This is a genomic window from Thermomonospora curvata DSM 43183 (assembly GCF_000024385.1).
In the GTDB taxonomy this organism is placed as follows: Bacteria; Actinomycetota; Actinomycetes; order Streptosporangiales; family Streptosporangiaceae; genus Thermomonospora; species Thermomonospora curvata.
The window spans coordinates 4,735,236-4,755,349 of the sequence record NC_013510.1 but is presented as its reverse complement, the minus strand read 5'-3'; the positions used below and the strand labels follow the sequence as shown (position 1 = coordinate 4,755,349).

Sequence of the window (20,114 nt, the reverse complement as noted above, 5' to 3'; positions counted from 1 at the left end):
CGCGATCTGGAACGGCCCGTCCCCGCGCCCTCCATCCGGAGCCTCACCGGCCTTTCTGCCATGCCGCCAGAGGGGCGCTCACAGGTGTGGTCGCAGCCGTGATCCGGACGGTACGGCCGGGACGCGGCGCTCCCGGCGGCTGAAATCGTGCGCGGGAAAGCGCGCCGGGCAGGTTGAGGCCGTGCCGACTGCGTGTCTTTGCATCGCCTCTCCGTGTTTCGGGCATTCCGAAATGAGTGTGTTTCTGTCATCCGCAAGTGGGGGCCGTTGATTTTCGGTGCAGGCGGGCGATGGCGCATATCATGCCGTCAGTTCTGGTGATCGCGGAGTGCGCATGCTGAAGCAAAAGTTGCTGCAACGGCGGGTGAAGAAGGAGATATCACAGATCTCCTGGGCTGTGGAATTGCTTCGTTTCGAATATAAGGAGAAAAGTGACGACGAGTCTGTGCACTGGGAGCTGCAAAGGATCAGGCGAGCCATCAGGATCGCCCGTGAAGTAGCGCATGCGAAGGTTCCCTGGAAAAACTACCGGAGCGCTTACACATGGCTGCTGGAGAGTGAGCTGGACAAAGGGGAACGCAAGATGGTGCTTCCCCCCTCACTGGTGTCCATACCGGGAGGCATGTGCGCTGAGGTCGCTCTCCGGGACGCCTATAACGCCCTGGCCAGGTTTGAGATCGCCCTGGTGGGAAGATGGGTGAGCAGGCCGCGCCGGCATGGCGGCAAAGATTACACCGTGCCCCCCGAGGCCGTGAGGCTGGACTGGAGCGGCCCGGTCCGTCCGCCGGTGGTCGTGCTCTCCGGTCGGGGCCCGAAGCTTCTGCGGCGGCCTGAGAATCTTCCGCCTTACGTGCTGTACAGAGTCGAGTCCAATGCGGCAGAGCCGATCGCGATACGCGGGCGGCGTCGGCGCATGGGCCGCGGCCGGCGCCTCTACCCGGGGGACCGATACCCCTATCTCAGCATTGACGCCCCTCGCGACGCCGACTGGGAGATCTCCTTTTTCGACGCGCAGTCGCTGGAACGCTTCGGCAGAGAAATCAGCGGGAAGGGGAGTGGATACTTCGTTTACACCGGCCCGAAGGGGTTCGCGCGGTTCGAGCACGACGGCACCGGCTTTGAAGGACAGGTGCCCCACGCTCTTCTCCTCGGCGAGATCATCGAATTCGGCACGGACATGTGCGCGCTCGGCCGGCTTTCCATGGGAGGGTCGGACTTCGTTCCACTGCCCGGCCCGGCGGTGCTGAAGGTCGAGGCGGCCGGCTCGTGGTCGATCCGGGTGGAGCCCATGACGACCGCGATGATCCCGGTCCGCTCCTCGGCGGGCCTGGTGGAGGGCGGGGGAGGAAGAAGCGAGCTGTTCCGCTACACCGGGCCGTCCTGCACCGTCCGCGCCAAGGCCCTCTCCGGTGAGTTCGGCGTCGTCTTCCGGCAGCTCACCGACGACCTGCGCATCGGTCATGAGGTCGGCTTGAACGGGCCGGAAAGCCGGACGTCCGAAAAGCAAGAGGCCACGTTCACGCTGCACCAAAATTCTTTGGTGCAGATTATTTCTGAGGACTCCTCCTGGCGGCTCGAGCACTTTGGGAAAGACCTGGGCGAAGGGGTGAAGATCCCGCTGGCGGTCATCGAGGGGAAGGGCAACAAGGTCGTCCCCATTCCTCCGGAGCTGCCTTATGACTCCATCCTGGAGATCAGGCAGGAAAAGCCCGACGACGTCGCCTGGAGAGTCGGGTTGCGCAAGCTGGGAGAAACCGTGGTCAAGGGGCGCAAGAAGCGCTCCTCTGATAAGGGTTACTTCAACAGTTACGAACTCCACGGAGAAGAGGGCAGGTTCCACTTTGAGCGGCACAGCTCCCTGAACTACCTGTCCGTCACCTCCGATGCCGTCTGGCACCTGGCCTTCTACGAGACCCACGACGCCGTCCTACTGCACCGGAGCGCCACCGGCAAGGAAAGCGAGGTGCTCCTCTACACCGGGCCGCCGGCGATCGCCAAAGTCGCCAACAGCCGAAAGGGCGTGAGGATCAAGGGCTATGACCTCCGCTGGCGCGAGCTGGGAGTGCTCGCCGACACGGTCGAGGCGACCTTCCCGATCAAGGGGCCCATGATCCTCGTCGTCGACGCTCGGTGGAACTGGTCCATCGAAACCCATGGAGAGAGGCGGTACAACCCCGATCGCGACTGGTTCATCGATGTCACCCCCTTGGGGGAGGGCGATCTGCCGGTGCGCTCCTTCGACACGTTCATCGAGAGCGCCAACGATGAGGTCATCGTGTACACCGGTCCTCGCCGTGAGCTCCGCCTCCGCCGCTTCACCTCGGAGAAGTGGGAGGATCTTCAGGTTCATCTCCTCACCGAGGACCTGACCCGCGGCCCCTGCCTGGCCTCCGTGGGGTGGGATCATCGGGAGGCCTCCTTCGTCCTGGAGCCGGGCTCGCTGCTGCACGTGGTGGCCGGGGGCGACCGCTGGAGCATCGGAGCGTGAGCAAGCCTTTTCAACGCACCGTTTCCGCAGGTCGAGACGAGGCCTCGCAGGCGGGGGCGAAGCTGTGCCCTGCAACGTCACGGCATCGGAGACCCTCGAGGCTCCCACCCCCGGGGCCTTGGGCCACGTGTTGAAAAGGGTTCGGTCTTCGGGCGCGCGGCCGCGGGGTGCGCCGCGCGCCCTTCCACGCGGCCTCAGCCGGAGTCTTCCGGGGCGTCGAGGTTCTTGCCCAGGTGGATGCTGCCCGGGGCGCAGGCGTAGTGCCCGAAGGGCGGGACGTCGCCGTAGCCCGCCGACCGGTACAGCGCCACCGCCTCGGGCTGCTTCTCGCCGGTCTCCAGGATGATGCGGCGGTGCCCGGCCCGGCGGGCGGTGTGCTCGAGTTCGGCCAGCAGGCGCCTGGCGTACCCGTTGCCGCGGGCCTGCGGCACCACGTACATGCGCTTGATCTCGACGGTGCCGTTCCCGTGGGAGCGCCAGCCGCCGCACGCCACCGGCTCCCCGTCCCGGTAGCCGACCAGGAACAGCCCGTTCGGCGGGGAGAACTGGGCGGGTTCGACCGGTGTCTCGTCCGGGCCTCCGTACCGCACGACCATCTCCTGCTGAATGCCGTCGATCAGCCGGGCGGCGTCGGGGTGGTCGTAGCCCACTGTCTTGATCTCCATGGCCATCATGCTCGCCCACCGCGGCCGGTGCCCGGGACCGAGCAGACGGTCGTCCCAGGAAATCTCAGCAAGATTGATTTAACGGTCATCTATCATGGCGACTCGTGCGTCCTGTCCGGTGAGGCGCCCGTTGCGCGTGGGACGCCGCCGGCCCGCAGGGCCGCTCACCGGAGCGGGCGCCGCGCGGCCCCGTCGCCGGGTGTGGAGGGGAGATCCGGCGGCGGGGCCGGTTTCCGTGGCGGCCGGGCGCACCGCTCGTCCGGCCGCCACCGGGCGGGTCAGCCGGTGGACGCGGGGACGGTGACGATCTCGTCGGCCAGCGGCGCCACCAGGTTCATGATCTCCTCGATGAGGTCCGCGGGGACGCCGGCGCCGGCCAGCGCGTCCTTCAGATGCCCGGCCACCGCCGCGAAATGCTCGGGGCCGATGCCCAGCCCGGCGTGCGCCTTGCGCATCGAGGCTCCGGTGTAGGTCATCGGCCCGCCCAGGGCCTGGCCGAAGAACTCCACCTGCCGTCCTTTGAGCCGGGGCATGTTCACCGAGGTGAAAAAGCCCTTCAGCAGGGGGTCGTCGAGGATTCTGCGGTAAAGGTCGTCGACCACCGCGATCAGCGCGTCCTCGCCTCCGATGGCCTCGTAGATGGACTGTCGGGGAGTTTCGCTCATAACGCCGTCCTCTCCGCGATGTGGGCTTGCATGTCAGCCCACTGCATCAGCGAGAGGTTTCTTGTGAATCAGCACCGTGAAAACAGAAAGTCACGATGTTCTCACTCTGCGATACCTTCAATGAGAGGACTGCAGGTCACAGGCGGAGGGCTGTGAGGTTTGTCCGTCATGGTGAATACATGCTCCGTAAGTGCCCATATGGGGGTTGTCACCCATACCGGTCGGCTTCCTTGATCGGAAACCCTGTCATGGCAGATCTGTAGACAGCGAGGAAGGAACGCCTGTGAGCAAAGACATCACCGTCTCAACGACCCCCATCCACGACGGGCGCCGGTACGAGCAGTGATGGCCTTGCTCAGCTTCCCCGCCGCGCTGTTCCCGCCCGCTCCGCCCGGCGCATCGGACGCGGAGGCAGGGCGGGCCGCCTGGGTCATCACGAACGTCCACCCCCCGCGAGGACGCCATGCGAGCACGCGACATCGCCATACAGGTGCCGACCGTGGCCGTCGGAGACTCGGTCACCCGGACGGTGCGGGTCATGGCGTTGGGGCGACTGCCCGGACTCATCGTGGTGGACGAACGCCGCCGTCCCCGCATGGTGGTGCCCGGCACCCAGATTCTCCGGATGCTGGTGCCGCGGTCCTACCAGGAGGACCCGGCGCTGGCCCGGACCGTGGACGAGCCGCACGCCGACCTGTTCTGGCGGGAACTGGGCGAGCTCACCATCGGCGACTTCCTGCACGACCAGGACTTCCGCCCGGTCACCGTGCGGGAGGACGCCACGCTGCTGGAAGCCGCGGCGCTCATGGCCCGCCGGCGCACCCCGCTGGTCGTCGTGGTGGACCGGGACGGGACGATGACCGGCGCCGTCACCTTGGACCGGCTGCTGGGCAGCCTGGCGCTGAGCGCACCGCAGGAGTGAACGGCGGGGGGCGAGGCCGATGAGCGCGACCCTCGCCCTGGCCATCTTCGTCACCGCCTTCTTCTTCATCGCGACCGAGAAGGCCGACAAGGTCAAGGTCGTGCTCATCGCCGCCGGCGCGATGGCGGCGCTGAAGCTCATCCCCGGCGCCGAGGTGTTCTTCTCCGAGCACGAGGGGATCGACTGGAACGTCATCTTCCTGCTGCTCGGCATGATGATCATCGTCGGGATCATCAAGCAGACCGGGGTCTTCGACTATCTGGCGATCTGGGCCGCCAAACGCTCCCGGGGACGTCCCTACCGGCTGATGGTCATGCTCGTGGCCATCACCGCGATCACCTCGCCGTTCCTGGACAACGTGACCACCATCATGCTGGTGGCCCCGGTCACCGTGGTGGTCTGCAACCGGCTGCAGATCCCCGTCCAGCCCTACCTGATCGCCGAGGTGCTGGCCTCCAACATCGGCGGCGCGGCCACGCTGATCGGCGACCCGCCCAACATCATCATCGGCAGCCGCGCCGGGCTGAGCTTCAACGACTTCCTGGTGCACCTGACGCCCGTCGTCGTGATCATCTGCGTGGCGTTCGCGCTGCTGGCGTGGGTGCTGTTCCGCAAGTCGTTCCACTACAACCCCGACCGGGTGGCCGAGGTGATGGCCCTGCAGGAACGCCGGGCGATCACCGACCCGGCGCTGCTGGCGCGCTGCCTGGTGGTGCTGGCCCTGGTGATGCTGGGCTTCGGGCTGCACTCGGTGCTGCACATAGAGCCCTCGATCGTCGCCCTGCTGGGGGCGGGCGTGATGATCCTGGTCGCCCGCACCGACATCAACGATGTCCTCGGCGAGGTCGAGTGGCCCACCCTGGTGTTCTTCATGGGCCTGTTCGTGATGGTCGGCGGGCTGGTCCACACCGGGGTCATCGAGACCGCCGGCTCCTGGGCGGTGGAGGCGGTCGGCGACAACTTCTTCGGAGCCGCCACGGCCCTGCTGTTCGGCTCGGCGGTGCTGGGGGCGTTCTTCGACAACATCCCCTACACCGCCACCATGGCGCCCATCGTCGAGGGCCTGGCCGCCGAGGCCCCCGACGCGGCTACCGGGCAGGCCCTGTGGTGGGCCTTCGCCCTGGGCGCCGACTTCAGCGGCAACGGCACCGCCGTCGCCGCCAGCGCCAACGTGGTCGCCATCGGCATCGCCGCCCGCAGCGGTCACCGCATCTCGTTCTGGGAGTTCACCCGGTACGGGATCACCGTCACCTTGCTGACCACCTTCATGGCGTGGGTCTACGTCTACCTGCGCTACTTCGCCTGACGGGCCGGACATGACAACGCCCGCCTCCCGGATCCGGGAGGCGGGCGCTCGCCGTCTTCTCGGGGGTCAGCTGCCGGACTTGGCCGCCGGGGTACCGCCGGAGACCGCCCGCGGCTTGTCCAGCACCACATCGGACATGATGCCGACCGCCAGGCCCAGCACGCCGCTCACCACCGTCACGGCCACGCCCACACCGAACAGCACCCAGTTCGGGCCGATGCACAGGGCGACCCCGCCGATGGTGAAACCGATCAGGCCCAGCGCGACGACCAGCCACGAGCTGGGCCGTCCAGCATGACTTGCGGACATTGAACCTCCTGTCGAAGGGCGCCCCGGGCGCCCGTGGTAACGCCAGATCCTGTCAACGGTACGGGTGCCCGCCCCCGGTCCCCGTGGGGGGATGGCCGCTCGACCCGCCCCGCCTTCCGCGGCCCTAGTGGATGCCCAGCAGGGCCAGCACGATGGCACCGCCCACGTGCACGACCACGACGAGGGTCAGCAGCAGGATGAGGACATAACGCGCGGTGGGATGGTCGATGTACTTGCCGTGCTTGACCGGCTGCCGTTCCTGCTCGGCCTGCCGCTGGGCGAGCTGCTGTTCGAGCGGCTGGAAGCCGAACGGCTTTTTGAAGGCTGGCATCGTGTAAAGCTCCCCCCGGCCGGCGGCCCACCCCGGCTGCAAGGTGCGAATCGGTCAATCCTCCACCATGTATAACCCATGGGATTCTCAGGCCGGTCCCCAGGTCAGCCGCTCGCCGCCGGGGGACGGACGAGCCCCAGCGAACGGGCGGCCTCGGCGGCGGCGGCCCGGGAATCCACCCGCAGCTTGCGCAGGATCGCCGACACATGGTGCTCGACGGTCTTGGGCGTCAGGAACAAGGTCTTGGCGATCTCGGCGTTGGACATCCCGGCGGCCACCAGCTCCAGCACCTCGGCCTGGCGGCGGCTGAGCCCGGCCGGATGGGCGCGCGTGGCCGGACGCGGCCCGCGGGGCACGTTGCGCACCCCCAGCCGCTGCAGGCGGCGGCGCACCAGCCGGGCCGGGGCGGACGCGCCCAGCTCGTCCAAAATCCCCAGCCCGGTCAGCACGGCCTGCGGGTCGGGGGCGTCGCACAACGCCAGCGCCCGCTCATAGGGGGCGCCGATCCGCTCCCAGGCGGCGGCCGCGCCCTCCCAGTCCCCGGCGATGGACAGCGCGTGAGGTTCGGCACAGCGGGGCGGGGCGGCCTGCAGCAGCCCGGCGCGCCACCGCCACACCGCCAGCTCCCCGATGTCCCAGGCGTGGCCGTGCTCCAGGGCGACCGGGTAGACCGCGTCGGTGGCCTCCCGCACGCCGCGCACGTCCCCGACCAGCCAGGCGGCCTCGGCGCGCAACGCCGCCGCGGGCCGCATCCACTGCAGCTCCTCGGTGGGACGGGCCAGCCGCCAGGCCTGCTCGATAAGGGAGTGCGCCTGCCGGCCGCCGCGCCGCAGCTCCACGGCCGCCAGCACCCGCAGCGCCGGCGCCTCCGACACACTCGGCAGCTCGGCGCTCCCCAGCAGCTCCTCCACGGTCGTCACGGCGGCCTGCCAGCGTCCGCAGGCCAGATCGTGTATCGCGCGCAGGATGAGCGTGTCGGCCTCGAACCACCACTGCTCCAGCTTGCGGGCCACCGACAGGGCGTGCTCGATCCGCGGCCGGGCCTCCCGCAGCCGGAAGTGGTCGAAGTCGATGGAGGCGATGTTGTGGAAGGCCCGGCAGGCGATGTGGTCCACATCCTCCTCCAGGTCGCACGCCAGTGCCGTCTCCCCGGCCCGCCGCAGCAGCTCGCGCCCGCCATCGGGGTCGTGGAACATCCGCGCCGAGCCCACGTTGGTCTGCGCGTCCAGCAGCGTGGCGGTGTCGCCGAGCACCCGCGCCAGCTCCATCGCCTTCTCCCCGACGGTGATGGCCTCGCCGGTGCGCTGGACGAGCATCAGCAGGTTCGACTGGTGGCTGTAGGCCAGCGCCAGTTCCCGGGACGGCCCCAGCCGCCGCAGGAGCTCCACCGCCTGCTCGGCGGTCTCCTCGGCCTCGCGGCGCCGCCCCGTCCACCACTGCAGCCGCGACAGCCGGCACAGGTTCACCCCGACCGCCCGCAGGTCGCCCTGCTCGCGCCGCAGCGCCAGCGCCGACTGCCGGGCGCTCAGCGCCAGGTCGGAGCGGCCGTCGATGTAGGCCTCCTCCGACAGCGCCTCATAAGCCGCGGCGCGTTCGGCCGGTTCCAGCGCCTGCGGGTGCCGCAGCGCCCGTTCGAACAACGCCACCGCCTCGCGGTGGGAACGGCTGCGGGCCGCCCGCCGCCCGGCGGTCATCGCGTGCCGGGCCAGCGCCCGGTGGTCGTGGGCCTGTTCGGCGTGGTGCACCAGGCGGGCCGGGTCCTGCCGGCGCTCCTCCAGCGCCCGCAGGATCGCCCGGTTCAGCTCCACCGACCGCAGTGACGGCAGGGAGCGGGCGTAGGCGAGACGGGCCAGCTCATGCCGGTAGTGCAGGGTCTGCCCCTCCACCACCAGCAGCCCGGAGCGCTCGCACTCCTCCACCGCCTCCGCCACCGGCCCCAGCAGCTCCTCCACCAGCCACAGCTCGGCCCGGGCCGGGATCACCGACACCGCCTCCAGCAGCGCCCGCGCCGCCGGGCCCAGCCGCGCCGCCCGTGCCAGCACCGCGTCCCGCACCGTCGGCGGCACCGGCCCGGCCTCGCCCCCGGTGCCGGCCGCCAGCATCTCGGTGACCAGGAACGGGTTGCCCCCGGTGGCCGCATACAGGGCGTCGACGTCGGCGTCCGCCCCGGCCAGCTCGCCCACCGCCGCCCGCGACAGCGGACGCAGCGGCACCCGGACCAGGTCGTCGGGCGGGATGGACCCGATGACCGCCCGCAGCCGGTGGTCGGCGCCCAGCCCTTCGTCGCGGAAGGTCACCAGCAGCACCGTGTGCAGGCCCCGCAGCCGCCGGGCCACGTGCGCCAGCACGTCCAAGGTGGCCTCGTCGGCCCAGTGGCAATCCTCCAGCACGCACACCCGCGGCACGTCCTCGGCCAGCACGGCCCGCAGCGTCCGGCCGACCTCCCGCGGGTCGCCGCCCTGCACCGCCGGCAGCAGCAGCCCCCCGGTCTGCTCGGCGATCTCCAGCAGCGGTCCCAGCGGCTGCGGCACCGTCAGGTCGTCACAGGCCCCCCACAGCACCCGCACCCCGTCATCGAGCTCGGAGGCGAACCGCCGCACCAGGGTCGTCTTGCCGACCCCGGCCTCCCCGCCGACCACCACGACGCGCCCGGTGCCGCCCGCGGCCTGCTCCGTCGCCTCCCGCAGCCGGCCCAGCGCATCGTCCCGCTCCAGCAAACGCATCCGGCACTCTCCTCGTGATGGCTCTTTCACATGACGGACCGGACGGACGGCGGGGTTCAAAGCGGGAGACGAGGCGGACACCACAAGGCCGCGGCCCTTCCCGCACTCGCCGAGGACCGCAGCGCACCGCTGGTCCCGTCCCAGTAAAGATTCCACGATCGCGACGCGGCGTGGCGTGTCTTCCTTTGCCTCTTGAACGCGGACCGGGCGCGGGGCCGGAGGCCGGGACGCGCCGTCTCCGGTGGTGAGCGAAGCAGTGGCCGGGTGCTTGGCCCTCTCGGCTGCGGCTTTTTGGTGGTGCGCAGGGTGTTCGAGGACGGGTTCGAACTGTCGCAAGAGCCGGTGGGGGCATCGTCCTGGCGGCTCACGGCGGGCCCCACAAGGTGAACGCGCACCATGGCGCCTGATCGCGATCGACATCGCAAGACTGGGCGCGTGCCCGCCAACGGAAGCGATCCGGTTTCTGAAGAAGCGCTGATGCGCCGCGCCGGCTCACCCGGTGATCGCTTTTCGCGTCGGCGGGCGGGTGTCGGGCCGCCCTGGACGCGGCCATGTGAGCATGCCGTGGGCCTCGGGACACCGGCTTTCGATGTTGAAGCTGCTCAGCGCCCAGACTCTGGGGCGAGCGCACGGTGCCCGCCGCTCTCGGGCGGATGTGAGCGAAGGGCGGTGCCGAGACGTGCGGCGGCGTGCCCTGCGGACTTGCCTCCGAGACAGCGCACAAGATCGCATTCTCTCTGAAGCACGAGAGCAGAAGAATGTAATGGTTTTGGCCTCTTTATCTCACATGCCTGGGTCTGATCATTTGCTGCGACTTTCTGATCAAGGTTTCGGACGTGTGGGTCATCCTTGGTGTTCCCGCCCAAGAGGCCGAAAGGGTGACCGTTATTGGTATTGCGGTCACTTGCGCGAATGATGATTTCTGCATAGAAGTGACATGACTGATTGGTGCGTCGTTCTGGACGGCCCTGAGCGCCAAGGTGCGTCCCAGAGGCGAGCCATAGCCCCGTTGAGCAGCTCAAACAGGAGGCCGGCCGGGGTGCTCGGCATGCGATCCGGGCCGGTTCCCGGCGAACCCGCCGAGCCCGTGCTCCCCGTTCGGGGCGCGTCTTGCGTTGAGCGAAGGTAGGGTTACGGACAGCGACGGCTTTACATATCCGATGAAGTGAGGTGCGATATAGGCTGTGCCAGGCCTGCGGTCTGACGCGGGGCGTCAAAGACCGCCGCGGTGTGCAGGGGACCGAGTCTTCGTTGCGTTCACCGAACGGGATTTTCCAGACCCGTGCATCTCTCCTGCCTTGTGCAGGACGCCGGCCACCGGCCCGTCATCGGGAGGGGAGGGGACTCCCGATGGCGGGCCGTTCCTTTCGGGCCTGCTCGGCCGGCAGCCGCCTCGCCTGGTCCACGCGGAGGCGGGGAGGGGCGGAGGCTTCGCAGAGATGACCTGCTCGCTGGGCTCGCTCGATGCCCGGAGCACAGGAGGCGGTTTGCGATCCGCCTGCCGTGCTTGTTCTCGAGAGGCCGCATGGCCGGTCGGGGCGGGAGAGAGGCGGTCAGGCCGTCAGTTCGCCGTGTTTGATGCGGGTCAGGAGGGCGGCGAAGGCTTCGGGGGAGATGGTGAGGTGTCCGGCGTCGGGGTTCTTGGAGTCGCGCAGTCCGATGGCGGTCTCCAGTCGGGCGGCCTCGACGCAGGCGCCATTGCCGCTACTGCGGCTGCTCTTACGCCATTTGGCTTGGGAGGGGTTGAGCGTGTGCATTGGGTACCTCTCAATCAGATGTTTCGGATCAGAGATGACAAAACCTCGCGCGAAGCTGACGGGCTGGACGCGATGGCACGCAGGTACTCAAAGGCCGTGGCATACCGCTTGATACTTGAATCATCGTCTGCAAATAGGTCGCCAGCAAGGCCATCGATGTAGACGATGTCTGGCGCAGGTGGATCCTCGAACTTGAGGATGATGAACTCTCCCAGCATCGCTGGGTGAGGGCCTGCCTCGAAGGGAAGTACCTGGAGTGTGATCTCTGGGCGCTCCGAAGACTCCAGCAGGTGCTTGATCTGCGTGCGCATGACCTGAGGGCCGCCGATCTGGCGTCGGAGTGCGGCCTCGTCCACGACCAGCCAGAGCCGCAACGGGTTTTCTTTGCTCAGGGCGGCTTGCCGATCCATCCGGGCTATGACTCGCCGCTCCACCTCTTCAGAGGAGAGTTCCGGGAGCATGCCCCTGATGACGGCGCGGGCGTAGTCCTCAGTTTGAAGCAGTCCGGGAATGAGTATCGCGCTGTACGTCAGCAGCGTCTGGGCTTCGGCTTCCGATACCGGGTGCCCCTCCGGCCCGGCGCGACCGGCGGGAAGGGCCGGACGATCGTCACCGATGTGATCCTCGACGGGTTCGCCCCGGGCCGATGGCACGTCCGGTCGTGGAAGACGGACGGGTTCATGGGGCCGTGCCCGCTGTCCAGCGGCGAGTTCTCACTGGGGCCTGCTCGGTGAGACCGCATAGTCCGATGAGCGGGAACTCGGCGACCCGGGCGCCGGCCGAAGCGCCACCCTGCTGCCGGGCGGGCCGGTGTTCGCCGGAGCCCGTCCCGCGCATCATCAGGAACGGAGGCGCTCGTTGGAGATCATTGCCTCGTGCCCGCCCCGCCTGCCGCTGAGCGAGGTCGGACGGTACGCCCAGCGGATCGAGAGCCTGGGCTATGACGTGCTGCACGTCCCCGAGACCATCCACGACGCCTTCACCGTCGCGGCCCTGGCCATCACCCACACCTCGCGGTTGGTGATCCGCACCAGCATGGTCGTCGCGTTCCCGCGCAGCCCGATGCTGACCGCCTACGCCGCATGGGACCTGGCGAAGCTGTCGGCGGGGCGGTTCCAGCTCGGCATCGCCTCCCAGGTCCGCGGCAACATCGTCGGGCGGTTCTCCACCCCGTGGTCCGATCCCGTCGCGCGGCTGGGCGACTACGTCGCCTCGCTGCGCGCGATCTTCCACTCCTTCCAGACCGGCGAGCCCTTGGAGCACACCGGCAGCCACTACCGGTTCGAGCGGCTCCAGCCGTACTTCAACCCCGGCCCCATCGACCATCCCGCCCCGCAGATCTGGACCGGCGGCGTGAACGCCGAAATGTGCGCCCTGGCCGGGCGGGTCTCCGACGGCTTCGTCTGCCATCCGACCAGCTCCCACCCCCGGATGCTCGAGCGCAGGATCCTTCCCGCCCTCGCCCGCGGGGCACGGGAGGCCGGACGCGACGACAACGGCCCCGCGGTCGTCGTCGGGCCGTATCCGCTGATCGCGAAAGATTCCCGTGAACTCGCCCGGGTCAGGCGGGAACGCCGTGCAGAGCTGGCGTTCCTCTACAGCACCCCCGCCTACCGCAGGCAACTGGAGGAGTTCGGCCTCGGCGACCTCGGTGCGGCGCTGTCGGACATGGCCCGCTGCAAGGACTGGGCGAACCTCGCCGATCTCATGAGCGACGACGTCATCGCGATGCTCGTCCCCCAGGGAACCTTCGAGGAGATGCCCGGCATCCTCGGCGACTGGTATGCCGGGCGCTGCTCCGGGATCGTGATCAACGTCCCGGACGACTCTGAGCACGACGACCTCTACCGGCTGCTGGTGGATCAGTGCCGCGGGATTCCCGCCGCTCCCGCCTGACGGCGGCCGATGAACAGCCGTCTCCACGAGTTCCCTGAAGCAGGCTTGGAGCTCCTGCGGCCGCGGCGGTGGGGCGTCGGGCATGGCCGAGACCGGCGTCCGCTGATGCGTTCGGCCCCGCCGGTCTGATCGTCCGAGAACCGTCCCATCGGCGGGCAGGCGACGGCCATGGACGCTGGGCCTTTTCCACATGCCGTTCCTGCAGGTCGCATGCGGGGCGTCACAGTCGAGGACGATGCGGTGACCTGCAACGTCACGGTCTCGAACACCATCCGGGCCCCGAAGACCACGTGTTGGACAAGGCTCACCGGGCCTGGCCCATGAACCTTTTTCAGCACGTGGCCCAAGGTGTCGGGGACGGGAGCCCGGGTGGCCTCCGGTACTGCGGCGTGCCGGGTCACCGCATCGTCTCTAACAGCGACGTCTCCGTCCCGACCTGCGGAGACGTTGCGTTGAAAGGGGCTCATTCCGGCGCTGGCCTGGGCGGATATCGCCACGATGATCGCCCGGCTCCGCTGAAGAGGACCGGCGGCTTTCCGCCCGGCGCCGCGCCACAGGCCGGGTGTCTGCGGTCTGCCTTCCGGCCCGCACCGCCTTCCGCAGCGGGTGCGCCGGAGGAAGGCGGTGCTCCCAGAGAGCGAGTCAGCAGCAGTCCGCGCCCACTGCGGCCCCGGCGGAACCGGAGTCCCGGGGCGTGCAGCAGGCGGAGTCGTCGGCTTTGGCAAGGGTGTCTGCGTCGCCTTTGACCACATACACCTCCCAGGGTTCGCCGCCGGGGCCGGTGACCCACACCTTGTCCTGGACGGCGTAGCAGCAGGCGGTGTCGTTCTCCTCCACGGTGGCCAGCCCGGACTCCTTCAGCCGCCGGGCGGCGTGGCCGACCTGGGCGGAGTCCTCGACCTCCACGCCCAGGTGGTCCAGCCGGGTGGCGTCCTCGCCGGCGCCTTCGATGAGGACGAGCTTGAGCGGAGGCTCGGCGATGGCGAAGTTGGCGTAGCCGGGCCGGACCTTGGCGGGCCCGGTGCCGAACAGCTTGCTGTAGAAGCCGATCGAGGCTTCCAGGTCGGGCACACGCAGGGCGAGCTGGACGCGGGACATGGGCTTCCTCCTGAGCGCCGAAGATCCGCGCTGATTCGATGAACGTCTAATCAGCGCCTGAACCTCAGCTTGCGCCTCCATCTAGACGGATGTCAAATTAGAAGGGTGTCGAATCAAGAACTGCCGGTCGTGACGTCCCCAGATGCGGACGCGTGCTGCTCGCCGCTGGTGTGCGCACCGCTGAGCGAGGAGGAGGCCGCCGAGCTGGCACCGCTGTTCAAGGCGATCGCCGACCCGGTGCGGCTGCGGCTGCTGTCACTGATCGCCTGCCGCAAGGGCGGTGAGGTGTGCGTGTGCGAGCTGACCGGCGCCTTCGACGTGACCGCCCCGACGATCAGCCACCACCTGAAGGTGCTCAAACAGGCCGGCCTGGTCGTCTCCGAGCGACGCGGAACCTGGGTGTACTACCGGGTGAACCCGCACCTGCTGGAACGCCTCTCGTCGCTCTTGGACCCTCGCCCGCTCACGGCGACGTCCCGCTGAACCCGTGAGCCTCTGGGCACGGGGCACAGGAGCTGCGGTGAGACTTTCTCAACGAAGCCGGCAGCCGCCTTACAACGTGGCGCTTCCTGACAAGGCCGCAGGCGGGGCCCCACTCGTGAACCGGCAAATCCCACAGCCTGCTCGGTGAGGCTCCATCTGCGCCCTCACGAGGCATCTTCGCCCTGCCCCCGGCGCGTGGCCGCGTCTTCAGAACGCCAGATCGTGGAGAAAACCTCAGTGCTCCGGTGGTGGGAGCGATTCGATCAACGCCCACTGCTCGTCGGCCAGATCGAACGGAGAGGGGCGCTTGCGCATCCCCGCCCTGCTCCAAGCCCTCCCCGCCCCCGTTCACGGCGTGTCCCGGCAACTTCGGCTCCCGCGGCAACGCCCCGGCCCTCCTCCGCTCACGGCGTGTCCGAAACGCCGGGGACGGTCACGGGCCGGAGGAGGTGGACTGCCTGAGGGCGAAGCGGCGCCAGGCGGTGGTCCAGCGTTGCAGGTCCTCGGCGGTGCCGCCCAACACTCGCACGAAGGTCTCCAACGTGGCCAGCTGGGTGGGCACGGTGGTGCCGGCCAGCATGTTGCGGAACGTGGAGTAGGAGATCTGCCCGCCGCAGCGGTCCTGCATCTGGCGCAGGCTGGGGTTACCGGCCCAGATCCGGTAGGCCCGCATGGCCGCCACGAATTCGGCTTCGGTGGTGGCCTGCAGCGGGTCGGGGCGCTGGTCATGGCCGTGCAGGTCCGGAATCGCCGGGGTTTGCCATGACGAGGCGGGCCGTGTCTCGGGGGCCTCGCTCTCTGCGGGGGCGGGTGCCTCCTGCTTGCCGTCGGCCTCGGCCGGCCGCGGCGCCGGTGCCTTGCCGCCGTCGCCCTCATCGGGGTGGCGTCCGGTGCCGGCGGGGTAGAGCTGGGCGGCGCGGCGCCGGCGCAGCAGCTCGGCGGCCCGCTGGGTCAGGATGCCCACCTCCTTGTCCAGGCGGGCGATCTGCACGAACAGCTCCTGGGCCTGCAGTACTTTCTCGGGCTCCTGGGAGGGCCGGCACAGCATCAGCACGCGCTCGATCCGGCGCCACCAGATCGGGGAGGTGCGGTACTCCCCGGCCAGGATCCGCCACACCTCCTCCGGCGCCATCCCGGCGGCCGCGGCGATCACCTCCACGCCGTCGTCGCCGATGCGGTCGAGCTCGAACTGGACCGCCCCGGTGATCAGCAGATTCAGCCGGGCCCGCAGCCCGGTCAGCTTCTGCTGCTTGCTCTCGCGCAGCCGCCGTACCTCGCGGACGTCCATGCCGGCCACGTCGAACGAGACCGGCTCGACCAGTTCCGCCAGCAGCCGGCCGGTCGCCCCCAGCTCTCCGGCCACCGTCACCATGCCCTCTCCAGACCGCCGGGCCCGGTCGGCCGGAACAGGGTGGACGACCGCCGGAGTCGCAATGATCGGCTGCGACCGGCGGGTCTTACGAGAGAGTGATCGCGGAGAAGGCCGCTCCCGGAAAAGGGCAGGCCGATAAGACCGGTCGATGACATCTTTGTCCTCTTTGCGGTTTTTGCCATGAAACCGCCGTGCCACGGGCGGAATTTTGATCTTGGCCGGTGCGTGAGGGTGGAGCGCCTCCGCCGGCTGGTGGCCTCCGATGTTAATGGTGACGTAGCACAAATGTCATGCGCATGTAGATTTTGAGGATTCCTTGATACCGATTGGTATTCGGCCTCCGAATGCACGTGCATGCCGGTGTCGTGCATGATCGTGCAGCAGCGTTGAGGAGCGTTGAAGACCGGTGAGAAGCGGTGCCGCCGGTCGCCCCGCGCGGGGAAAGTGGGATGTAATCGAGGCCTGCGAACGCAAGAACGCGGCAGGAAGTTCCCGGCGCCTTGTTCTCAGTGCCACGGGCGGGCGTGAAAAGGGACGAGCAGAAACGGCCTGGTGGAGTGGGCCGAAACGCCGGCGAGGGGACCATGGCACCACCGGTCCCCTCGCTGCCGCCCTGTACGGCGGCACAAGCCGGTTCGCCGCCGGTGTGCGCACCGTTGAGCGAGGGGAGGCCACCGACCCGGCGACGCTGTTCAAGGCGATCGCCGGACCGTCACCGCCGAAACCGCGCGGCGCAATGAGGCTGAACCAACACCTCAGGTCCCCGACACTCAGGGATGCGGAGCCGACCAAGGTGATCGCAGGCTCCACACCCGCACGATCCCGTCGTCCCCACCGGATATCGCGATGAGAGCGCCGCCGATCTCTCCGAACGCCACCGACCGGATCTCCTGGATGCGGCCGGTGAGAGGCCGGCCGAGCGGCTGCCGGCTGGGCAAGTCCCATACCCGCACGCCCCGGTCCTCTCCGCCGGAGGTGGCGATGGGGATGCCGTTGATCCAACCGGATGCCACCGACCTGACGAAATCGGAGTGGCCATTGAGGTGCCGGCCGAACAAGTCGCTTGCCGAGTGACCGCCTGGTGGTCAGCTCCCTGATCCACACGGCCGGGTCGGCGTCGCCGGGCAGGGCGGTGGGAGCGTTGCCGATCTGCCCGGACGCCACCGGCAGGATCTTCCCGGAAGGAAGACCGTCTGAGGAGCCGTGTGCACACCGGCCGCCCGGTGGTCAGGTCCCATGCCCGTATGGTCCGGTCGTCACCCCCGGACAGGACGAGGGGGTACCCGTCGATCTGCCCGAACGCCACCGACCAGACCGCGCCGGCGTGGCTGGTGAGGGAGCGCCGAACGGGGCCGGATCGGCGGCCGGGGACGCGCTCTGCGGGCGTGCGGAGTCGGGGCGGGGGTTCTCGGGCGCGGTGCCCCACCGGGGGCGGTTGCCGAGCAGGGTGACCGGGGCGTCCAAGGCGGTGGGGCGTTCGGCGGGGTCTTTGGACAGGGCCGCGGCGACCAGGTCGCGCAGAGGCCGGGGCAGCGGACTGGTGCCGGGATGGTGGTTCAGCACCCGGTGGATGATGGCGGCGGGGGCGCGGAGGCCTCCGGGGTTGAAGACGTGCACGCCGGTGGCCGCGCACGGCATGGTGGCACTCCAGGCGAACATGTCGGTGTGCGGGCCGATCGTCCCGGACCGGAACTGCTCGGGGGCCATGCAGACGGGGTGCCGATCGGGTTGCCGACATCGGAGGTGATGATGCCCAGCGCGCGGGCGATGCCGAAATCCACGGGCGGCTGACCGAAGCGGTCTTGGCCGCCTGGCAGGACGAGGAAGCAACCACCGAGCTGAACGGCCTGCTGCGCGCAGTCGATGACCAGCGCCTTAGATCCCGGACATCACGGTCACCTACGCACGGACGCCGTCGCCTCATCTGGCTTTGACGGCCAGGGACGACGCAACAGATCGGGCCAGCTCGATTCCATCCTGTTCATACTGAGGGTCGGCGTCGGGCTTTTCAATATATGTGCTTAAGGTGATCTCAATCAAAATGTTCCGGTGTCGGAATGGGGCAACAACCCGCTTCAAGTATAGAACGCTGGTGATCTGATCGAATTCGTGTCAGTAGTATACCTCGTCTCCCGTTCCAGGAAGATCGCGGCATTTTGTTCCCCTGGCTTTGCAGTGCATCTCCTTCGTCTTTGAGAAGTCTTTTTCGGCTTCGTCGGCCCCTCCGCCGTCTCTGGTGTAGAAGGTGGAGTTGATCAAGATATGGCGATAGTTTCCTCGTGACCTGCTGCCTTGAATTTCGCAGCTCGATCGACGTAGGCCATATTTGTTGCGAGATGGCCATGCGACCGGCGGGCCTCCGGGATGAGCCGGACGCTCGGTCAAGGGGCGATGGTGGCGGCGTAAGCGGCGTCGACCTCGGCGGTGAAGGTGTCCTCGGCCTCGTCGTCGGCGGTCACGGACACCCGTGCCGTGCGGCTGCGCGTCCAGAACGAGCGCATGTCGGGGCTGGTCATCAAAAAGCGCAGCGCGCTGCGGAGCTCCTGCAATTCGATGGTGCCCGTCTCGTAGGCGACCTTCTGCAGATTGAGGATCAGGTTGCAGTAGTGATCCTTGCGGGTGGTCTCATGGCCCGGGGCCGGGGCGGGCCACACCGAGCGGAGCTCGCTGTCCTCGATGGCCATCTTGATCAGGTCGGTGTGCAGCTGCCGCATCGCCAGTTCGCTGCTGCGGATCTGCTCCTGGCGGGCGATGGCCAGTTCCTCACGCTGATTGCGCAGCTCGCGGCCCTGCAGCAGCAGGGCCGCGGCGATGCCCAGGAACGCCACCCCGGAGAAGAAGATGCCCACGGGGCTCACTGCCTGGCCGATGTCGGCCCGGCGTTCAGCTCCTCGTCGTCCAGGCCCAGCAGGTAGACGATGGGACCGCAGACGATCAGGAGCACCGCCACCAGTCCCACGACGATGGCGAGGCCCACTCGGATCAAGCTTGCGAAGGCTACCTTCATCCACCTTCATCTACGCGACTGTGGCGGCGATGTCCACGGTCTTTCGTCCCGGAAGTCCCTTTTCCCCGACGTTCGGCCACGGTCGCGCATAGGTGCGCAGCTCGCAGGCCAGTTTCTCCAGATGCTTCAGCGGCTCGGCGGCCCGGGTGACCCAGCCGCCGACCTGGTGGCCCACCGGTCCGGGGCCGTAGTCGTGGATGAGAGCGGTGTGATCGTCGAACAACAGGAAGTCGAAATAGTCGGTGACGGGTGTGGGAGGTGTGACGAATTCGATGTTCTCCCCCAAAGCCCGGCGGATCTCATAGTTGATCATCTCGTAGCGCAGGTAGTCGGTGAGCGGGAGAGAGATCAACCGGATGCGCGTGAACTCCAGATTCCGGGCGTTCACCTCCTCGTACAGCGGCTGATCGCCTTTGGCCTCCTCACGGAGCAGTTCGCGCGCGAGCTCGGCTTTTCCCTCCTGGTACGCCTTTTGCGAGCGGACGCCGTCGGCCTCCCGGTAGGACTGCCAGCATTCGACCTTGAGGAAGCGCCGCTTGAGCCGGCTCCAGGCCTCGCCGAACGCCTGCTGGAACTCCTCCAGGTGAGGCGGTGTGCGTCTTGCAGAATCCATGCAGGTGGTTGATGCATCACTCGTCCGGAATATCTTTCTTTGCGTGAACCAATGTGGCGCGGGTGATCTGGACGATCCGCTCGTTCGGCGCGCACCGCGCGTCCGGCAGCGGGTGGCGTCCGAGCCGGTCGGTGATGTCGACGCCGATGACGGCGAAGGAGCCGTCATCGAGCGCCAGGATGTCCGGCGAACCGCTCACCGAGGTCGTGTCGCCGCGTTCTGAGGGAGTCGTCCCGAGCCGTCCGATGGCCTTCATCGCAACCTCACGGTGACCCTGCGGCTGATGGCCGCCCCGAAATGTCTCGGCTTCCAGTCTGTACCTGCATGTTGCTCGGAACAATGCTCCGCGGTGGTAATGCAGTGGCCGATCGAGGACGGCCTTCACCCGCAGCTGAGCCGGTTATGCGGTAAAGGTCCTGTTCAAGGCCGATGTCGGTGGCGCCCTGCGCTTTAACGGGAAACCAAAATCCGGTAACCGC

20 protein-coding genes are annotated in these 20,114 nt (G+C 68.4%); 5 read left to right on the top strand and 15 right to left on the bottom strand.

Annotated elements, in window-relative coordinates:
• Window positions 1–334: 334 nt before the first annotated feature.
• Window positions 335–2,488 (top strand): hypothetical protein, encoded by a 2,154-nt coding sequence (locus TCUR_RS20455; protein WP_012854477.1) that lies wholly within the window; start codon window positions 335–337, stop codon window positions 2,486–2,488.
• A 194-nt stretch (window positions 2,489–2,682) separates the two neighbouring features.
• On the opposite strand, the gene TCUR_RS20450 is transcribed toward TCUR_RS20455, so the two are convergent.
• Complete coding sequence (locus TCUR_RS20450) at window positions 2,683–3,153, bottom strand: GNAT family N-acetyltransferase (protein ID WP_012854476.1); 471 nt, start codon at window positions 3,151–3,153, stop codon at window positions 2,683–2,685.
• Between the two features lie 278 nt (window positions 3,154–3,431).
• Window positions 3,432–3,818: a group I truncated hemoglobin gene (locus tag TCUR_RS20445; RefSeq protein ID WP_012854475.1), complete on the bottom strand. Its 387-nt coding sequence runs from the start codon at window positions 3,816–3,818 to the stop codon at window positions 3,432–3,434.
• Between the two features lie 463 nt (window positions 3,819–4,281).
• On the opposite strand from TCUR_RS20445, the gene TCUR_RS20440 reads away from it, so the two are divergent.
• Complete coding sequence (locus TCUR_RS20440) at window positions 4,282–4,740, top strand: CBS domain-containing protein (protein WP_012854474.1); 459 nt, start codon at window positions 4,282–4,284, stop codon at window positions 4,738–4,740.
• A 19-nt stretch (window positions 4,741–4,759) separates the two neighbouring features.
• Window positions 4,760–6,046 carry an ArsB/NhaD family transporter gene (locus tag TCUR_RS20435; protein ID WP_012854473.1) on the top strand — a complete coding sequence of 429 codons (1,287 nt, stop codon included), beginning with the start codon at window positions 4,760–4,762 and terminating at the stop codon, window positions 6,044–6,046.
• A 66-nt stretch (window positions 6,047–6,112) separates the two neighbouring features.
• Here the strand turns inward: TCUR_RS20435 and TCUR_RS20430 are convergent, their stop codons facing one another.
• From TCUR_RS20430 to TCUR_RS20410, 5 genes are all read right to left on the bottom strand, one after another.
• On the bottom strand, window positions 6,113–6,355 hold the full coding sequence (locus tag TCUR_RS20430; RefSeq protein ID WP_012854472.1) for an HGxxPAAW family protein: 243 nt from the start codon (window positions 6,353–6,355) through the stop codon (window positions 6,113–6,115).
• A gap of 124 nt (window positions 6,356–6,479) precedes the next feature.
• The gene (locus tag TCUR_RS20425; RefSeq protein WP_012854471.1) at window positions 6,480–6,686 is read right to left on the bottom strand and encodes a hypothetical protein; all 207 of its coding nucleotides are present in this window, start codon (window positions 6,684–6,686) and stop codon (window positions 6,480–6,482) included.
• Window positions 6,687–6,790: 104 nt separating this feature from the next.
• Entirely contained in the window at window positions 6,791–9,409 is a 2,619-nt protein-coding gene (locus tag TCUR_RS28440) for a helix-turn-helix transcriptional regulator (protein WP_012854470.1), read from the bottom strand.
• 1,553 nt (window positions 9,410–10,962) lie between these two features.
• Window positions 10,963–11,166, bottom strand: a complete 204-nt coding sequence (locus TCUR_RS20415; protein WP_012854469.1) for a DUF397 domain-containing protein — start codon at window positions 11,164–11,166, stop codon at window positions 10,963–10,965.
• Window positions 11,167–11,180: 14 nt separating this feature from the next.
• The gene (locus TCUR_RS20410) at window positions 11,181–11,819 is read right to left on the bottom strand and encodes a DUF5753 domain-containing protein (RefSeq protein WP_012854468.1); all 639 of its coding nucleotides are present in this window, start codon (window positions 11,817–11,819) and stop codon (window positions 11,181–11,183) included.
• A gap of 205 nt (window positions 11,820–12,024) precedes the next feature.
• Between TCUR_RS20410 and TCUR_RS20405 the strand changes: the two genes are divergently transcribed.
• Window positions 12,025–13,062 (top strand): TIGR03617 family F420-dependent LLM class oxidoreductase, encoded by a 1,038-nt coding sequence (locus TCUR_RS20405; RefSeq protein ID WP_012854467.1) that lies wholly within the window; start codon window positions 12,025–12,027, stop codon window positions 13,060–13,062.
• A 642-nt stretch (window positions 13,063–13,704) separates the two neighbouring features.
• On the opposite strand, the gene TCUR_RS20400 is transcribed toward TCUR_RS20405, so the two are convergent.
• Window positions 13,705–14,160 (bottom strand): trivalent organoarsenical cleaving protein ArsI, encoded by a 456-nt coding sequence (locus TCUR_RS20400; RefSeq protein ID WP_012854466.1) that lies wholly within the window; start codon window positions 14,158–14,160, stop codon window positions 13,705–13,707.
• A gap of 129 nt (window positions 14,161–14,289) precedes the next feature.
• Here TCUR_RS20400 and TCUR_RS20395 point away from each other — a divergent pair, with 129 nt between their 5' ends.
• Window positions 14,290–14,643 carry an ArsR/SmtB family transcription factor gene (locus TCUR_RS20395; protein ID WP_245536910.1) on the top strand — a complete coding sequence of 118 codons (354 nt, stop codon included), beginning with the start codon at window positions 14,290–14,292 and terminating at the stop codon, window positions 14,641–14,643.
• Between the two features lie 433 nt (window positions 14,644–15,076).
• Here TCUR_RS20395 and TCUR_RS25160 read toward each other — a convergent pair whose 3' ends face one another.
• From TCUR_RS25160 to TCUR_RS20365, 7 genes are all read right to left on the bottom strand, one after another.
• A complete protein-coding gene (locus TCUR_RS25160; protein WP_012854464.1) occupies window positions 15,077–16,015 on the bottom strand; it encodes a hypothetical protein in 939 nt (312 codons plus the stop codon).
• Window positions 16,016–16,785: 770 nt separating this feature from the next.
• Window positions 16,786–17,028: a hypothetical protein gene (locus TCUR_RS20385; RefSeq protein WP_169313088.1), complete on the bottom strand. Its 243-nt coding sequence runs from the start codon at window positions 17,026–17,028 to the stop codon at window positions 16,786–16,788.
• Between the two features lie 214 nt (window positions 17,029–17,242).
• Window positions 17,243–17,722, bottom strand: coding sequence for a serine/threonine-protein kinase (locus TCUR_RS20380; RefSeq protein WP_041440171.1), 480 nt, complete (start codon window positions 17,720–17,722; stop codon window positions 17,243–17,245).
• Between the two features lie 674 nt (window positions 17,723–18,396).
• Entirely contained in the window at window positions 18,397–18,873 is a 477-nt protein-coding gene (locus tag TCUR_RS20375) for a DUF6082 family protein (protein ID WP_012854462.1), read from the bottom strand.
• Entirely contained in the window at window positions 18,870–19,001 is a 132-nt protein-coding gene (locus TCUR_RS28435) for a flagellar basal body-associated FliL family protein (RefSeq protein ID WP_281055027.1), read from the bottom strand. The genes TCUR_RS20375 and TCUR_RS28435 overlap by 4 nt, the downstream gene beginning before the upstream one ends.
• Before the next feature lie 31 nt (window positions 19,002–19,032).
• Window positions 19,033–19,635: a DUF6879 family protein gene (locus TCUR_RS20370; RefSeq protein WP_012854460.1), complete on the bottom strand. Its 603-nt coding sequence runs from the start codon at window positions 19,633–19,635 to the stop codon at window positions 19,033–19,035.
• A gap of 16 nt (window positions 19,636–19,651) precedes the next feature.
• Window positions 19,652–19,891: a hypothetical protein gene (locus TCUR_RS20365; protein ID WP_012854459.1), complete on the bottom strand. Its 240-nt coding sequence runs from the start codon at window positions 19,889–19,891 to the stop codon at window positions 19,652–19,654.
• Window positions 19,892–20,114: the final 223 nt, after the last annotated feature.

Bases quoted from the DNA above. Each gene is read 5' to 3' on its own strand.
- TCUR_RS20455 (WP_012854477.1), top strand. From the start codon at position 335: ATGCTGAAGCAAAAGTTGCTGCAACGGCGGGTGAAGAAGGAGATATCA.
- TCUR_RS20450 (WP_012854476.1), bottom strand. From the start codon at position 3,153: ATGGAGATCAAGACAGTGGGCTACGACCACCCCGACGCCGCCCGGCTG.
- TCUR_RS20445 (WP_012854475.1), bottom strand. From the start codon at position 3,818: ATGAGCGAAACTCCCCGACAGTCCATCTACGAGGCCATCGGAGGCGAG.
- TCUR_RS20440 (WP_012854474.1), top strand. From the start codon at position 4,282: ATGCGAGCACGCGACATCGCCATACAGGTGCCGACCGTGGCCGTCGGA.
- TCUR_RS20435 (WP_012854473.1), top strand. From the start codon at position 4,760: ATGAGCGCGACCCTCGCCCTGGCCATCTTCGTCACCGCCTTCTTCTTC.
- TCUR_RS20430 (WP_012854472.1), bottom strand. From the start codon at position 6,355: ATGTCCGCAAGTCATGCTGGACGGCCCAGCTCGTGGCTGGTCGTCGCG.
- TCUR_RS20425 (WP_012854471.1), bottom strand. From the start codon at position 6,686: ATGCCAGCCTTCAAAAAGCCGTTCGGCTTCCAGCCGCTCGAACAGCAG.
- TCUR_RS28440 (WP_012854470.1), bottom strand. From the start codon at position 9,409: ATGCGTTTGCTGGAGCGGGACGATGCGCTGGGCCGGCTGCGGGAGGCG.
- TCUR_RS20415 (WP_012854469.1), bottom strand. From the start codon at position 11,166: ATGCACACGCTCAACCCCTCCCAAGCCAAATGGCGTAAGAGCAGCCGC.
- TCUR_RS20400 (WP_012854466.1), bottom strand. From the start codon at position 14,160: ATGTCCCGCGTCCAGCTCGCCCTGCGTGTGCCCGACCTGGAAGCCTCG.
- TCUR_RS25160 (WP_012854464.1), bottom strand. From the start codon at position 16,015: ATGGTGACGGTGGCCGGAGAGCTGGGGGCGACCGGCCGGCTGCTGGCG.
- TCUR_RS20380 (WP_041440171.1), bottom strand. From the start codon at position 17,722: ATGGCCCCCGAGCAGTTCCGGTCCGGGACGATCGGCCCGCACACCGAC.
- TCUR_RS20370 (WP_012854460.1), bottom strand. From the start codon at position 19,635: ATGGATTCTGCAAGACGCACACCGCCTCACCTGGAGGAGTTCCAGCAG.
- TCUR_RS20365 (WP_012854459.1), bottom strand. From the start codon at position 19,891: ATGAAGGCCATCGGACGGCTCGGGACGACTCCCTCAGAACGCGGCGAC.